Raw genomic sequence first — 16,022 nt, 5'->3', positions numbered from 1 at the left:
ACAACGACGGAATTCCGGACAACATTGAATGGCAGCAAACCATTACAGAAGGCATTCAGTATGCTGAAAATGGTGGAGTTGATCAAGGACTTGACTACTATCCTCCACTGGGCTCTGACTCGAACGGAAACGGATGGGATGATCAATACGACGACTTGGGTGTTTATTACGAACCAATTGATATGGATCTGGACGGAATCCCGGATTATCTGGATGAAGATTCGGATGGAGATGGAATACCTGATTACATTGAAGGATGGGATAAAACTCCGCATGATACAATTGCTGACGTCGACTACATTGGATCGGACCTTGACGGTGACGGATTAGATGATGCATACGATTCATATGACACAAGTGAAGAGTGGCTTCACGGACTAAACGCTATTGGCTCAAATGCTCCATTGCAGGATTCAGACACCATTATTGGAGTACGTGACTGGAGAGATGATTACGTACCTTCAATCGAAGGTGGAGGTGGAGAAGCCGAAGGATGTGAATTATTCATCCCGAATGGATTCTCTCCGAACGGAGATACTCACAATGACTATTTTGAAATAATATTTACCTGTGAAACCGGTGATTTATTATTCGAAGAAGAATATCCGGATGCCAAAATAGAGATATTCAACCGTTGGGGTAACAAGGTTTACGAAAAAGCCAACTATGGCAATACCCAAAGATGGAGCTACCAGGATGCATGGTGGGATGGTAAATCAACCAATAAGATGCAGGTTGGCAGGGATAATCTTCCCACAGCGACCTATTTCTATATCCTCTATCTGAATAATGGAACTGATCCAATTACAGGAACAATATTCCTAAATAATTAATGGTAATGATTAATGAAATGTTGAATCCAAAAAAAGAAAGAACGATGAAAACGAAATTAAATATTATCAAAGCTTTAGGGATCCTGGCAATTGCATTGACGACATTCACTTCTAACGCCCAACAGGACCCAATGTACACTCAGTACATGTTTAATACGCAAACCATCAACCCTGCTTATGCAGGGACATGGGAGTCGGTAGGCTTTATGGCACTGGCCAGAAATCAATGGACAGGATGGAATGGTGCACCTGAAACATTTACTTTTTCACTCCAAGCTCCGCTTAGAAATGAACGCGTTGCCTTAGGTTTAAATGTAATTGGAGATAAAGTTGGGATGGTTAAGCGTTTTGATATTTCTGCCGACTACTCTTATTTGGTTCCGATTAGTGAACGTACCAATTTGAGACTGGGATTAAAAGGTGGATTTGTAAACTATACCAACAACCTCCAGGATTACAGTATTATTGATCCCAACGACCCCAACTTTATTGGGAGAATAAGCAGCGTGAAACCCAACTTTGGTGTTGGAGCCTTTCTTTACAGCAAGCGGGCCTATCTTGGGTTTTCTGTTCCGAGGGTATTGAATGTAAAGCTTGACTCCGATATGCAAAGTGCCGCTGTTCAGGCAGAAATCAGACACTATTTCCTGATTGCCGGTGCGGTTTTCGATTTAGGTGAGGATGTTAAATTCAAACCAACGATGCTGACTAAAGCATCGTTTACATCGGAAACAGGTACTCCCCTTCAAATGGACTTTTCAGGAAACTTCCTGATCAAAGAAAAACTCTGGCTGGGAGCCATGTACCGTACCGGATCTTCTTACGGCTTTATTGCCCAGTGGATTTTCGACAAAAAGTTGCGCGTTGGTTATGCGATCGATTTTGCCACCAACAACATCAAGCACCACAACAACGGAACCCACGAAATTATGGTGTCGTACGAACTTAAATTCAGAAAAGAAGAAGTGGTTTCGCCACGATACTTCTAAAAGATATTGTTGTGTTTTTTAGAACCCGAGTTCCAGCTTCCCTTGCTGGTTCTTGGGTTTCTTCTTTTGATGCGCTTCCACAATGGCGTCGATCTCGGGCAAACAGCGGCCACAAGACGTGCCGGCCCGCGTAAACTCCTGTATGTGTGAAGTGGTTTCTGCCCCTTTCTCTAAAACAGATTTAATCTCACTTTCGTCTATCAAGTTGCAAATGCAAACCAGTTTTCGCGCCATTATCGATCGCCGTTTATAATTGTTACCACAATACTTCTTTTGTTACAAGGGCACCAGTTTTCCTATTCATTACTCCGACCAACTGGCACCTTATGAAACGAATGACTTTCTGCGTTATGCCAGTATTTTATTTTCAGCATACACTTTTACTTTGCGGTATATTTCAATCACCGTATCGCTTTTTGAAAGTGTACCGTATATCTTCTCAAGAAAACGCTTCTTCATCAGAATATCAAAAGAAGGTTTAAAATTAACATCATACACCCACGAAAGCTGCATAATTTTAATATCAACCTGGTTGGCGACATCCGCCTTTGATACCAATTTCCCCGCTAGTACTTGTTTGGCCACCTCCTCCGAAACGACTCCTCCTTTGGGCATTTCCCAGGTTAAAGTATGATTGGGAACAGCTTTGGGATTTATGTAATAGTCCGTAATTACCTGGAGGATATCCAGCTTATCCGCATCGCGAAGAATACGCGCATACAAAAGCTCGCTTTCGTCTGAATCCCGTGGTAACTCCCGCTTATTGTGGAACTGAACAGCCATCAAAATTTTACGCTTCTCTCCTTCCCCGCACTCATCCAGAAAACCATATTCATTAATCACCTGCAACGAATATTCAGCATGATCCACCGACAGTGTATCATTAAAAGTATTAAACTCCAGCAGTTGCCTGAACCGGCCAACGTCATGAAAAATTCCGGCAAGAAAAGCCATTTCCTGCTCTTCTTCGGTAAGCCGAAGACTTTGAGCTATGTCAACACACAGTTTGGCTACGCGCAAAGAATGCTCGTATTTGATCTGAAAATTATTGGCTTGCTCTTCCGATAATCCTGAAAATGAATCAAAATACCTCTGGAATCTTATTTGTGCGAGGTCAGTTCCCTTCTCCATAAATCCAACTTTTGAACGGGCAAAGGTAACTATAAGCCCTTTCGACCTTTACCGCTCGTTCAATATTTTATCAACATTTAACAGAAGAAAGCCAAACCATAATCTTTCGAAATAAAAGAACATTATACTTATTATTATTTCTGCATGATTGGGGAATTTTGCTATTTTTGCGCCACGAAACGGTCCCATAGTTCAATGGATAGAATGTAAGATTCCGGTTCTTATGATCTGGGTTCGAGTCCCGGTGGGATCACCAAAAGCCGCATAAACAGCGGCTTTTTTCATTGTTAGGGAACGAATAAGGGAACAGAAATCACAATATAAGTTTGTTTTCTACCATATCGCATCCCGCACCGAACTTCCTAAAAGCCTTAGTTTCCTTTTTATATACTTCCTGAATAAAAACTCTTTCCTAAAACCTGCACCAGTATTCCATGCCTTCACCGAATCGGTTAAGCAATTCTTTTGCTGCGGCCCGAGTAACACCAACAAAATCCCGACTATTCGTATTCTCAACGCGCCCTTTGCTTAACATCCCGACATAACAAAAAACCACGTAATCATAAACGGAAGCAATATTCAAAACAGCTTTCTTTGGCTGCTTCTACCATCGGTTGGTTCTTGTTGTTCTGCTACTAATCATTTTCAGAAGTAAAAGTTGAAGCCGGCAGTCCCTCTTTGTTAAATAAACTGGCTTTACTCGTATTCTTCCATGCATAGCGGACAAATTCAGGAGATGGGACAAAAGGGCTGCTAACTTCTACCCTTTCTCCTACAATCCGGGCAAGAGCTGCAAAAAAATTTTTATCGGTACCTGCAATTTCAAAGCCCAATAGTTCCTTTTCCAATGCAATTAGACCACCTCCAACATAATCGAACTCAACCATTAGTTTATTGCCCGATTTTTCAAACCCGCTATACAAAGGGCCTGAAGCAATCCTATTTTTCCCATAATCATTCACAAGCGCCAAGCCTGCAAGCCGGTCTCCTACTTCCTGCTTATTTGCCGGATGAATATTTGCTGGATTGCCAATATCCAAGGTCACGACCATCCCTGTATTTTTTATTTTTAAAGTCCGCCTTTGTACATCTCTTAGCTTATGAGACAATCGCTCATCAGGAGTATAATTATATGGGGCTATTTGCACGAAATAAAAAGGAAAATCGTAGCCCCATTTATTCCTCCAATCTTCAATTAGTGCCGGGAACAATTTCCGGTATTGTTCATCGCGGCCAACATTCGACTCTCCCTGGTACCATATGGCACCTTTGATCTTATAATTTGTAATTGGAGCTACCATACCATTGTAAAGAACTGTCGGCACATTCGAATGGAATTCGACCAAATCAGGCCGCTCCGATAAATCCGCATTTAAGTTATAAGCAAAAAGCTCTTCCATGAAGATTTCAGCAATCAGGTTGCATTTCCATGTTCCTTCAATTGAAATTGTATCTCCTTTGCTATTCGATATTGTCATCGGTCCGGAAAAGGCACCTTTACCTCGTCGATCGACGGCACGAATAGCTATCGTATTAACTCCTTCTCTCAGAATTGTTCTAGGGATGACCATTTCCCTGGAAGTTTTCCAATAATTTTCTCCGGCAAGTCCGCCAATTTTATGTCCGTTCACAAAAGTGGCATCCATATCGTTTATAGGACCAGTTCTGAGCAAATAATCAACGTCTGTATTTTGAATGGTAAAAGTTTTTCGAAACCACACGGCACCATCAAACACCCCTGAGCCAATTTCATCAAACCTACCCGGAAGTTCGATGTTTTTCCAATGCGAATCATCAAAATCAGATTGAACAGCATCCAAATCCGAAAAATCAATATTTTGCCATTCTTCATCAGTCGTTGGCAATTTCATTTTGAGCCATTGTTTAAACCAGGCATTGGCTCTTTTTCTTATTTTGGAGTCCTTTAACTCATCGAGTTTCTTATTAAAATCACCCAAGGTTCTTAATTTATCTTCGCTAGTCCAAGCTTCGGCAATCGTTCCTCCCCAACTGGAATGAATAATCCCAACAGGCACATTTAATTCTTTGTAGATCCGGCGGGCAAAGAAAAAGGCAGTTGCACTAAAATTCCCCACTGTCTCCGGAGAAGCAACCACCCATTGTCCTGCAACCGTATCTACCGGTTCATCTGATGGGTTTCGTTCAACGGTAAACATTCTGAAAACAGGAAAGTCGGCTTCAGCAATAGCCCGTTCCGAATTCAAAATAGTGTCGCGTGGAGGCCAACCTTTTAACGGCATTTCCATATTTGACTGCCCTGAAGCCAGCCAAACCTCCCCTATTAATACGTCATCAATAACAATTGTGCTATCTTCAGTACTAATATTAATAGAATGTGGCCCCCCGGCACCAGGCGTTTGCATTTCAATCTCCCATCTCCCCTGAGAATCAGATTCTGTTGTAATTTGCTGCCCCCAGCTTACAGAAATAGTTACCTGCTGATTAGGTTCTGATTCGCCCCAAACTGATATCTCTGTTTGTTGCTGAAGAACCATGTGATTGGAAAAAAGTTGATGTACTCTCAGCTCCTTCTTCTCATATTGCTGACACGAAAAAAGAAGCACCAGTCCAACAAAAAAAAGTAAAAACGCAAGTTGTATCTTCATTTATGGCTCGTTCTTAATTTCAATTTTCTCGACAAAGCAATCAAAACAACGTCCCGTCTAATTCCAAGCTTTCTCCGGTATCTTTCAACTTGTACAATTGCATTCGTTCATCGGGACTCGTATTGGGTTGATGCAAAGCAATAACCAGTTCCCCATCAAAGGTTGTAAAAATCATCCCATGGCCTCCGTTGTTTTTAAACAAACATTTTCCCTGGTGCTTCCAGGGGCCTTTAATGCTGCCGCTTTCAGAAGCTGCAATCCCAATCGCATATCCATCAGCCCCCATGCTAGACCAGATCATTAAAAGATTTCCGGTTTTCGTTTTATACAGAAAACATCCATCTGTTACAAACCCCGCCCCATATTTAACAGCCTTCACCCAAGTAGCATCCGAAGCATTAAACAGAACAAAGTTGTCCCCTTTCGTTGCTGAAAGATCTGTTTCCAACGCAACTAAATCCATTGTTCCGTTTTCAATTTGTACCCATTCATGGCAATAGACCATGTATGGCTGATCATCTTCAACCCAAAGAGTTCCATCAAGAGTCATCCAATCAGGTCGAGTATGTGGCTTGTTACTGAAAGGTTCAAAAGGACCTATTGGCAAATCTGAAACCAAAATCTGACTACCTCTTTTATAGCGCTGAGGCCAGTCCTCCGAGAAAAGTAGCGATTGATTTTCCAAGGTATCACTAGACGTGAAAGTGGTAAATAAATAATATTTTCCCTTATATGAATGAACTTCGGGAGCCCAAACAGCTCTGCTAGCCCAAAAGTCATTTGGCACCTTAAACACAATTTGTGGTCTGGTCCAGTTTTGTAAATCTTTACTGGTATAAACTTCAACTCCCTGTCCTTCGCTTTCATCTTGCGTGCGATTATGAACCGACGCATACAGATAATATGTTTGGGTAGACTTATCGGCAAGAATGAAAGGATCACGCACCCTTATTTCTTCTGTTTTTAGTGTTTTATCAGCAGTCTTTATTGGTTGTGCAAAAGCAACATTCGTAAACATGAAGAAAAGAATGATTTGAAGTGCAAAACACATCAAGGTCAACTTCATATATTTTAATAATTTGATTCTCATTTTTATTATTTGATTAGTTTATCCAGACAAATTAAGCTCTAAGCGGAGCTCCATTTTCCTGTTCATTTGTTATTCTCACAATTAATGCAAAAGTGATACAAATATGAGCGGCATAATAGGTAGGCAGAATCAGAAAATTCAATTCCGGGTATGCCAGAAATTCCTTAAATGCAATGATTGTGTCAGATATTAAAATGAAAAGAATACCAATCAGATAAGCCCACCTTGCAGGCTTGTATAGATTTGTTCCAACCGCAGCGGCAACCGAAATGCAGGAAATCAATAAGTAAACCAAGGTAAACATTGATAGTACCTTCTCTTCAATTGCCGGAAAGAGTGCAAAAATGTAGAACAACAAATAAATAATCAGTAACAGAACCAAAGAAATCCGATTTATCTTTCCATTGATTATTGCAAAAATTAAATAGCAGAGGTGGGCAAAGAAAAACAAACCAATTCCTGCAGCAAACATTATAAAACTATCGCCCTTATTAACCAAAAACCAATCGCCGCCAATTGAAAAAACAAAAGCTGCAATAATGTAAAAAATATCGGTAAATGATTTCATTCTTTTCCAGTACAACAAAGCAATAATTGCAATACAACTTGTTGGCACCGCTACCTGAAACTCAAAACCAAAACCGGTATAAGCCAATACTGAACAAACCAGTGGAATTAACAGCAGCAAAAAAGAACTTTTAATTGACATAAAATTAAGTTTAATTGATTTCTATTTTAAAAATTTCAGCTCGACACTACTACTTTTCTGTATTCTTTTTCAACGAGATTTCAATTATCTCCTGTCCCAAATGAGGCAAAGAAAGATTTAGTTCCCCATCAACAAGTTGTTTCCCGGTAAACTCACCCAAATCCTTTCCTGAGAATAATGCTTTCAGTTGATATGTTTTATCAGCCTTTACCCATGGAATATTAATTTGCCGGGAATCGGCACCGGAACTTCCCCGCAAAACAATTACTGCACCACAGCCCTCATCGTTCAGCTTTCCCCACCAGTGCCATTCTTCGTCGGTAGGTGCAGGCACTCCGCTGTACTGAAAATGGGAATAAATACCGTATTGCCGATTGAGCCTTTTCAACATAGCAAAACGGTTACGGTATTGTGCTATGTTTTCGGTGGTTAGCGAAGTTAAATCGCCGGAATACGAAAGTGGCACCCCCATCAGCCAGCTGCAAATCTGGCGGTCGAGGATATCTGCAGAAAGACTGCCTTTATAATTGGTTGTAGCTGCCCCGAATATTTCAATCCTTTCCAGCGGCAATCCACGATGGTTATACATAATTTCGCGGGCACGAAAAGCCCCCAAACGCAACTGCTGCTTTAAACTGTCCACATCAAAGTTCCAGGTATCGTCAACCAGGGTTTTACGGTTCCCAGCTCCCCAGTATTCGTTGGGCGAGGCATGGTACGAATCAACATGTTTTAACACCGCAACATCGGCAGCCGGGCCGGGAGTTTCCCAATAAATTTCGTGCGAGAGCTGAAGCCAGGTTTCGGGCGACTGTCTTAAAATTTCATCCTGCGTGGCAAACAAACCACGCAACCCACGGAGGTACGATTCTTTTTTTGTACGGCTCTCGTGGCCCCGGGCAATATCGCCATAACAGATGTTGCTTAAATCCTGCTTAAAATAAGTGGCTCCGAATGTTTTATTCAGATAAACAATTTCGTCGACATACTTTTTACGCGACTTTTCGTAGCAGAAACTCAGCGCCAGCCCGCCAGCCCTGCGAATAAGCGGCAAACTAAACAATCCGGGTTCGGAAGCTGAAATATCGGTCTCCTGCTCATTTATAAAAACAGAATACCACATTCCTGTTTTCATGTTTTTCGATTGAATATACCTGCTTAATCCTTTCATATCCGGGAATTCCTTTGCTTTGGGATTTGTGGTTGATACAGCCCAACCTCCGCGGGGGCCAGTATCCGACCAACCGGCATCCAATTGAAAACACTCAAATCCGATTTCGGAAGCGATGTCGGCCGCTTCGCGCATGTTTTTATCGTTTATATTGGAATTGTAGTTTGTCCAGGTACAAAAAACAGGAGCAACACTTTTATTTTCGGCAAGCGGCATAACAATGTGTTTATCCATAAAAGAAGCAAAACTACTTTCCACACAACGATCGAGGGCTGTCGATTTAGCTGAAACAGTTTCGTAGCTTTCTCCGGAAAAAGCATACTCGAATACCGGTTCTGATTCAAAGGTTTCGCCGGGCCCCAGTACCCATTCAAAATAACCGGGATTATATCCACTGTTGCCATCAGCCGACAAATGCCTTGTTTTTGAAGGAATTTCGCTAACCGAAATAACTCCCAGAGATTTCCCTGCATCACTAAAAGCAATAATAGCCGGGTCAATTTCTCGAACGGCCGGAGTCAGCAAAGTAACCTGAGAAAAAGAAGCTCCCAAATCTAACTGTTTCAGCATCAGGTCGGATATTTTAATCCACTGGTTGCCTTGGTTATCAAACCTTACCCATTTGCGGATAACCGGGTGACCTTCATAGATTTCATAGTTTATTTCGAACGAAAAATCTTCCGATATTTTATTTGAAGTGAATTTTAGCACCAATCGTTTTACCCCTTGTTGTGGACTGGAAATTTCATAGTCTTCAAAAGCAAAAACATCAACAAAAGTTTCGCCTGCGATGTACATAGAATCCCCCCACTGCACATTTGCTGCAATACCTTCTTTTACTTTTTTTACTGATAAAGCATCGGTTTGATTCTGCTCAGCATTCGATTGTTCTACACCCGATTCCGATGAATAACGAATCCCTTCAGGTTTAATATTTGGCGAAGCTTTGTGGATACTAAAACTTATTTCATCAGAATTTGCTTTCAATACATTTTCACCAGCAACAGACAAAGCCGAAGTAAAAAAACCGTCATCAGATAAAACCAGTTTTTGTTCGAAAATTCCTGCACTGATGTTTATTTCATTTCCTTTTTTCTGAATGGCCCAATTAACCTCATCAGGCTTGTTTGTGCAGCCAAACAAAATTGCGAACATAAGTACGCCTGGTAGCAATAATTTTAGTTTATAGTCAGTCATAATACGATTTATCTTATTTCATTCATTTCATACTCAATTGTATAAATTGCCTCAGGGACATTTTTGAATCTGAATGAATCCAGTTTTTTTACGGTTCTTCCTTCTTCCAACTCAATATCTTTATAGATTCTCTTATCAATTGTTTTATCCTCACGGTTTTTAAGGAGCACAGAAAGATTAACTTTTGTGGCACCTCCCAAATGATGGATTACCGGCGAAATTTTATCTTTTGGCCCGTAAACCACATCCACATTATCGCTTCCTGCCCAGGTGCGTTGGAATACCATTTTGTTGGTATAATAGGCCAGTTTCGGGTGGCGCAGATTATCAATCAAAGGTTTCTTGTAGGTTCCCATATTGGCACCGCCGCGCAGACAGCACCACGAAAAACCATCGTAGCCCAGCAGCATTTGTTTTTTCATCGATTCCCATGCTGAAAAAGCCTGCCATGCCTGGCTTTCCCTCCATTCATCGGCGGTTAAATGCCGCCCTACACTTTGTGCATTGTAGTAATACTCGTACGATTGCAGCAGATACCACGGTTTCCCTTTACACAATTCCCAGTTTGGCTGCCCCACCGACTCCTCGTGCTCGAAATTAAAATACGCCCGGGCGCTGTCCTTCAAACACGAAGCAGCCCATTTGTAGGGTGCTTTGCGTAATTCTGTCCATTTTTTCCCGTATCCGGTATAGGCATCCTGATTACCACGGGTTACACGATGTGCAGTATATTCTGGCACGGCTGTTATCGGGTTACCTTTATGATCGATTGTTCCCTCCGTATTCCCGTAATGCGTCAGGTTCCATGCTGAAGTAGGCGAAATAATGCGGCTTTGGTCAGTAGAATAAATTGTATGGTAAATCTTTTCCACGTAGCCATGGGTAGCCGAAATATCGTGATTATGGAATTTATTCGGGTGGTTCGATGCTTCCCACATTACAATGCTCGGATGATTGTACACCTGTTTGATATATTTTGGAAACCCATCGAAATCGACATTCCAGGCTTCACCTTCACGAATAAAAGCAGCAGTTTGCCAGATAAACATGATTCCCATCTGGTCGCCAAATTCTGCAAAACGGGGATCGTTGATGCCATCCACGGTATCTTTTTCAGCATGAACATGCAAACGCAAAAGGTTAGCATCCATCTTTTTCAGCATCAACAATTCTTCGGCCACAGTTTCCCATGGTGCACAGCGATTGTATTTGGCAGTTGTTTCAATGGGTGCACGGAAGCCCATAATTTGCGCCCCGTTTAGCATTTCGGGTTTGTTGTTCACATAAAAATCGCTGTTTTTTTGCTCAAGGGTACGAATGCCGGTGGTAGTCACAAAATCGTCAACCGCATTCCCCAGCGTATCCCTCAAAATAACCTCAACTTTATACAACGAAGGATTATCGAAACTCCAGAGTTTCGGCGAAGGAATTTCGCATTCAATCGTATATTCATTCTGAATTCTTGCCGGTATGCTCAGCTTCCGGGAAACCGTTGCCACCTTGTCGCCTTCTTCAGGAAACCATGGATAATAGTTTATTTCAACACTGCCCTCGAAATAATCGCGGGTAGGATAATGAATGTTGACCCGGTGAACCTGCGTTGCTTTTCCTCCAATCTCTTTTGTATGCACCAACACATCAGTTATTTTACAGCGATGCGAAAGTTCAAGCGTTGTGCGCCCCAGGAACCAACCAATATAATGGTCGGTTGGGCTGTGCACCATCGGGTAATTCATTTTATAAGGATTTACCTTCACTGCAATAATATTTTCGCTGTTCTTTTTCAACTGCCTGGTAATATCCAGCTCAACAGGATGACGGTCTGCAACCACGCCAACCACCTGCCCGTTTACCCATACTTCACCACCGGGATCGAGGGTCTCGAGTTTTAAAACAGCCCTTTGAAAATCACCCGTTTCAACCTTCTTTCTCAGGAAATAAGCTTCTTCTTTTTCGCGTAATCCTCCGTGTACTGAAGGTAATTTTACTGTTTTCCAGTGTTTGTCGTCAAAATCAAAATTGTACCAATCAGCAACATTGGGCTTTCCCTGAAAATTCTCATCCAAAACAACTTCCGAAACATATGGATACCTAACCTGATCGGTTGGAGTATGATTGAAAATGAATAGATCATCGATAAAAGAAGTCCCTTTCGATTCGATCGAAAACTGCGTGATAACATCAACAGAAGTATCCATAACCGGAATGTAATATTGAATGCGTTGGTCGTTCACATACAGGTTAAAACGCTTCTGTGTCAGGTCTCCTTCAATTTTCAATTTTACCCATTCATTGCTATTTGCGTCTTCTAATTCCCGAATTTTGTTTTCAGAACCATAAATCAACTTATTTCCATTCAGCCCAAAAACAATGGCTTTATTATTTCTATCCAAAAAATCTATTCTGCAAGAACTGCCTTTTTCGATTTTTATGGATGCTTCTACATTAAACCGCCAGCTAAGCGAATCGATAACACGCGTTATTGTTGAATTTTCTATCATCAGTGCCCCATCGCTAACCGAAGAACCATTGCTGCTATTCCATTCCTGCAAACTCCGTTGTTTTTCAACATCCTGTCCTTTCCGGTAACCATAAGCTTTCCAGTTATCGAGCCGAAGGGTTTTCCGAACAGAAGTTAACGGTTGTGGTTTAATTTTATCCAACAAATCGTTGATTTCAGCATCGGTTACTATTTGTTTATCCAGGCCAGGATTATCAAAAAAGTTGGAAGCAACTTTTGCGTATTCTTTCAAAAAATCAATTCGCTGGTCTGTTGTCATCCATTCGGTTTCGCCCAGAAAATCGGTTTCTCCATTGGCCTTCGAATCATTGGTGAAATACCTCATTTCAAAAGAACGGGAAATATTCTGTGCTTCAACTCCCAATACGGAACAGCACATTATCACAATACTTATTATCGTTTTCATTCGCTTATCTTTAATTATTGGTTTTACAGGTCAGAACTAAAACGGTAACTGCCGGACTTAACTTTAACAATTGCATATCCGTCTGCAAAACTGACATTGCCAGCGCCATATTTCTCTTTCAGCGTTGTTCCGTCTTCCCAAGCGTGGTCGATACTTTTAGCCGGAATCATTACTTTGGCTGTTGTATTTACAGGAACCGTAAATTCATATTCAAAGCTGTCTGCATCCCGTTTCCATTTTACCCTGATTTCGCCACTGACAGAATGGTAACTTCCTTCGGCCCATTTCAATGTTCCCGCAGGCACTGGTTTCAGCAGAAAATGTTTATATCCCGGAGAATCACTATCCGGTTGAATTCCAAGAATGTTTGCATACATCCATTCGCCGATTGCACCGAAAGCATAATGATTAAAAGAATTCATGCTTGAGCCCTGCAACCCGCGTCCTTTCACGTAACTGTCCCAGCGCTCCCACATCGAGGTAGCGCCCTGCTCAATCGAGTAGCCCCACGACGGGAACTCTTTGCTTTCCAATAGTTCAAAAGCTTTTTCGGAATACCCGCGTTTTACCAGTTCTTTCATCAGGCAAAGCGTGGAATGAAACCCCGTGTTCATCCGTCCGCCATAAGGGATAAATTTATCCAGCATCCTTTTTTCAAAGATTTCCTCTAACTCATCGGTATAAAGCCCGTGATACAAAGCCATGGCATAACACGACTGTGCATCGCCTTCGATTCTTCCTTCTGCATCAACAAATTCTTTTATAAAAGCTTCTTTTATTTTTGCTGCCAGCTGGCTATAATTTTCAGCTTCTTCCTCTTTCCCGATCACACGGGCTATTTCCGACAAGGTATTCACCGAGTTATAGAACATGATAGTTGAAAATACTTCGGAAGGGATTTCTGCCCCGGTGCGAGGAAAACCTTCAGCCCTGATGGTATTTCCGTTCAGCCAGTCACCATAATTCAGACCAAGCCCGCTTCTCCATATCAAATCGGGATTATTTCTTCTGATGTTTTCGATGTAGCGGCAATAGGCTTCAAAATGTTTTTCAAGAATATTTTTGTCGCCATAATTCAGATACATAAGATATGGCAGCTTAATGGCAGCGTCGGCCCAACCGGGAGCATTGGTAAAGTGTTTCTCGTAAGCAAACGGATGTGGGGCAATATCGGGGAATGTACCTCGCTCCGACTGGGCATCCATAATATCGAGCATCCACTTGTTGTAAAATGCTGCCATATCGCGGTTAAACATCGAGGTTTGGGCAAAAATATAAACGTCGCCCATCCAGCCACACCGTTCATCGCGCTGAGGACAATCAGTTGGCACCCCGTGCATATTGCTCATGTGCGAGCGGTTAATGTTTTTATAAAGCTGGTTCAGCATCGGGTTTGAACAGGCAAAATGCCCGGTTCGTGGCAGGTCGGACGCTACCACCTTTGCTTCCAGAATAGTTTTATCAGGAGTCTCCCGCAATCCGGACACTTCTACAAAACGGAAACCATGATAGGTAAACCGTGGTTCGTATTCCAGTTTCCCAGACGGCCCGAAAATCACCGAGTCGGTCTGGATTGCAGCCTTCAGGTTTTCGGTATATAACTCTCCTTCTTCATCCAGAATTTCGCCGTGCCTCAATACAATTACGCCTCCCGGTTTTCCTTCAAGCTGAATATTAGACCAACCGGCAATATTTTCTCCCACATCGAAAATATAATGCCCTGTTTTGGATTTTGTTACAGATTTTGCTGGTATGGTTTGAATAACTCTGATGGGTTGGCTGGTTTGCGCCACCAAATTTACATTGACCTGATTGTCTACCGCCACAGGATTCCAGTCCGAATCATCAAAACCGGGAGTTTGCCATTCTTTCAACTCTTTCCGGGCATCGTAGGTTTCCCCTAAAAAGATATCTGCCTTACGAATTGGCCCTTCTGGATATATTTTCCAGGATCCATCGCTAACAAAAGTTTCTTCTTTCCCGTTCTTATACTTCACCTTCATCTGGAAAAAGAAACGGCGGTCGAGCCCATACGCGCCCCGTTTGGGGAAATATGGACTCCAGCGTGTTGGTCCCAGCATACCTGCATACCAACCGTCGGCAAGTTGTGCACCGATCACATTTTTCCCTTCATGTAAAAGGTGCGTTACATCCAAAACTTGGTATTGTACCCGCTTGTGGTAATCGGTCCATTCCGGTGCCAGAATCCGGTTATCAGGAGATTGTGCATTGAACCAAACATCATAGGCTCCCAATGCAGAGACACAGGCAATTGCCTGTACAGGCTGTGCTTTTAATTCAATTTCTTTTCGCAGCAAAGGAGACGGCGGAATGGGTTTTCTTTCAGGAGGCAGGGGCGTATCCAATATTCCATCAGTAAGCATTTCTGAGTCGTATCCATCTTCTCGGTCAATTTTTATCAGTGCATCTTTATAGCTTACCTTGCATCCAACCGACAATATTTTTCCATCGCTGATTACCTCTAGTTCAGCAAGAGAAAAAGCATACATTTTGGTTTTATCTCCTTGGTCTTCGTAGTCATGAATACGAAAATCGTAACACTGCAATTTGGTAGCTGTAAAACGTACATATCGTGCCCGGGCATTTTCAACCGAAAGTTGTACAGGTTTTCCTTTTGGATGGGAAGCCGTTTTTTCCCATACAAGTTGCTTCCAGTTTTTCCCGTCATCACCTATATCAACCCGGTAAGCAAGCGGGAAATAGTAATCTATAATCTCCTTTTTATTATTGAAAGAAGGATATAACCGGAGTTCATCAAACCCAATGATTTTTCCGAGGTCAATCTGTACCCACTTTTCTTCGTTTTCATTATCGGTATAAGAACTCAGGTAACCAATGTGTTTATAAAACAGCGGGTATTCGAGGGGTTTCTCAGGCTTATCTCCAATCCATTTGGCCTGCCAGTATGTTTTATCAAAAGCACCGGTAATAAAGCTGGCTGGTTCGCTCCAGTTGGAAACTTTTCCGTCTTTGTCCCATGCCCTTACTTTCCAGTAATATTTGGTAAACGATTGTAGTTTTTCCCCCTGATGCCTGATTCCAAAAGTTTCATCTCCCTTTGTTTTTCCGCTGTCCCAAACAGAACCATCTGCTGCATTAATTTTCTCGACATCATCGCTCAAAATCAGTTGCCAAGCAGTCTGCCGTTGCCCGTTCTCAGCCGATTGCAATTCCCAGCTAAAACGGGGATTTTGTTTCTCAACAACAGCCTCCGGCATATACTCACACTTTAGATTTGCAACATTAAATTCGGTTGTAATATCATCGGTGCAAGCTCCGGCCAGCAATAGCAAAAGAATTGGAATTATCTTATTAATCATCATAGTT

At 42.0% G+C, this 16,022-nt stretch carries 10 protein-coding genes and 1 tRNA gene; 3 read left to right on the top strand and 8 right to left on the bottom strand.

The features are described from left to right. Together INQ51_RS16410 and INQ51_RS16405 are read left to right on the top strand one after the other, a co-directional pair. On the top strand, window positions 1-833 hold an 833-nt coding region (locus INQ51_RS16410), incomplete at its 5' end, for a gliding motility-associated C-terminal domain-containing protein (RefSeq protein ID WP_233379034.1). A 44-nt stretch (window positions 834-877) separates the two neighbouring features. After that, complete coding sequence (locus INQ51_RS16405; protein WP_233379033.1) at window positions 878-1,822, top strand: type IX secretion system membrane protein PorP/SprF; 945 nt, start codon at window positions 878-880, stop codon at window positions 1,820-1,822. Between the two features lie 18 nt (window positions 1,823-1,840). Here INQ51_RS16405 and INQ51_RS16400 read toward each other — a convergent pair whose 3' ends face one another. Both INQ51_RS16400 and INQ51_RS16395 read right to left on the bottom strand, forming a co-directional pair. Next, window positions 1,841-2,056 (bottom strand): bacterioferritin-associated ferredoxin, encoded by a 216-nt coding sequence (locus INQ51_RS16400; RefSeq protein WP_233378022.1) that lies wholly within the window; start codon window positions 2,054-2,056, stop codon window positions 1,841-1,843. Between the two features lie 114 nt (window positions 2,057-2,170). Next, the gene (locus tag INQ51_RS16395; protein ID WP_233379032.1) at window positions 2,171-2,953 is read right to left on the bottom strand and encodes an HD domain-containing protein; all 783 of its coding nucleotides are present in this window, start codon (window positions 2,951-2,953) and stop codon (window positions 2,171-2,173) included. Window positions 2,954-3,134: 181 nt separating this feature from the next. Here INQ51_RS16395 and INQ51_RS16390 point away from each other — a divergent pair. Beyond that, window positions 3,135-3,209 (top strand) — tRNA-Arg (locus INQ51_RS16390). Window positions 3,210-3,588: 379 nt separating this feature from the next. Here INQ51_RS16390 and INQ51_RS16385 read toward each other — a convergent pair. From INQ51_RS16385 to INQ51_RS16360, 6 genes are all read right to left on the bottom strand, one after another. After that, window positions 3,589-5,469 carry a sialate O-acetylesterase gene (locus INQ51_RS16385; RefSeq protein ID WP_233379031.1) on the bottom strand — a complete coding sequence of 627 codons (1,881 nt, stop codon included), beginning with the start codon at window positions 5,467-5,469 and terminating at the stop codon, window positions 3,589-3,591. Between the two features lie 151 nt (window positions 5,470-5,620). Continuing rightward, window positions 5,621-6,670 (bottom strand): glycoside hydrolase family 43 protein, encoded by a 1,050-nt coding sequence (locus tag INQ51_RS16380; protein WP_233379030.1) that lies wholly within the window; start codon window positions 6,668-6,670, stop codon window positions 5,621-5,623. A 31-nt stretch (window positions 6,671-6,701) separates the two neighbouring features. Continuing rightward, the gene (locus tag INQ51_RS16375; RefSeq protein WP_262909934.1) at window positions 6,702-7,379 is read right to left on the bottom strand and encodes a lysoplasmalogenase; all 678 of its coding nucleotides are present in this window, start codon (window positions 7,377-7,379) and stop codon (window positions 6,702-6,704) included. A 49-nt stretch (window positions 7,380-7,428) separates the two neighbouring features. Beyond that, window positions 7,429-9,747, bottom strand: a complete 2,319-nt coding sequence (locus INQ51_RS16370; protein WP_233379028.1) for an alpha-galactosidase — start codon at window positions 9,745-9,747, stop codon at window positions 7,429-7,431. Window positions 9,748-9,755: 8 nt separating this feature from the next. Further along, a complete protein-coding gene (locus tag INQ51_RS16365) occupies window positions 9,756-12,674 on the bottom strand; it encodes a glycoside hydrolase family 2 TIM barrel-domain containing protein (protein WP_233379027.1) in 2,919 nt (972 codons plus the stop codon). Window positions 12,675-12,697: 23 nt separating this feature from the next. Beyond that, window positions 12,698-16,018, bottom strand: a complete 3,321-nt coding sequence (locus tag INQ51_RS16360; RefSeq protein WP_233379026.1) for a family 78 glycoside hydrolase catalytic domain — start codon at window positions 16,016-16,018, stop codon at window positions 12,698-12,700. Window positions 16,019-16,022 lie beyond the last annotated feature (4 nt).

The organism is Maribellus sp. CM-23, from assembly GCF_021354595.1.
GTDB lineage: Bacteria > Bacteroidota > Bacteroidia > Bacteroidales > Prolixibacteraceae > Draconibacterium.
Note: the sequence above shows the minus strand (reverse complement) of the source record. Positions and strands in the feature narration are given on the sequence as shown.

Excerpts from the sequence above, each read along its gene's own strand:
- INQ51_RS16380 (WP_233379030.1), bottom strand. The coding sequence starts at position 6,670 with ATGAGAATCAAATTATTAAAATATATGAAGTTGACCTTGATGTGTTTT.
- INQ51_RS16395 (WP_233379032.1), bottom strand. The coding sequence starts at position 2,953 with ATGGAGAAGGGAACTGACCTCGCACAAATAAGATTCCAGAGGTATTTT.
- INQ51_RS16365 (WP_233379027.1), bottom strand. The coding sequence starts at position 12,674 with ATGAAAACGATAATAAGTATTGTGATAATGTGCTGTTCCGTATTGGGA.
- INQ51_RS16385 (WP_233379031.1), bottom strand. The coding sequence starts at position 5,469 with ATGGTTCTTCAGCAACAAACAGAGATATCAGTTTGGGGCGAATCAGAA.
- INQ51_RS16370 (WP_233379028.1), bottom strand. The coding sequence starts at position 9,747 with ATGACTGACTATAAACTAAAATTATTGCTACCAGGCGTACTTATGTTC.
- INQ51_RS16405 (WP_233379033.1), top strand. The coding sequence starts at position 878 with ATGAAAACGAAATTAAATATTATCAAAGCTTTAGGGATCCTGGCAATT.
- INQ51_RS16400 (WP_233378022.1), bottom strand. The coding sequence starts at position 2,056 with ATGGCGCGAAAACTGGTTTGCATTTGCAACTTGATAGACGAAAGTGAG.
- INQ51_RS16360 (WP_233379026.1), bottom strand. The coding sequence starts at position 16,018 with ATGATGATTAATAAGATAATTCCAATTCTTTTGCTATTGCTGGCCGGA.
- INQ51_RS16375 (WP_262909934.1), bottom strand. The coding sequence starts at position 7,379 with ATGTCAATTAAAAGTTCTTTTTTGCTGCTGTTAATTCCACTGGTTTGT.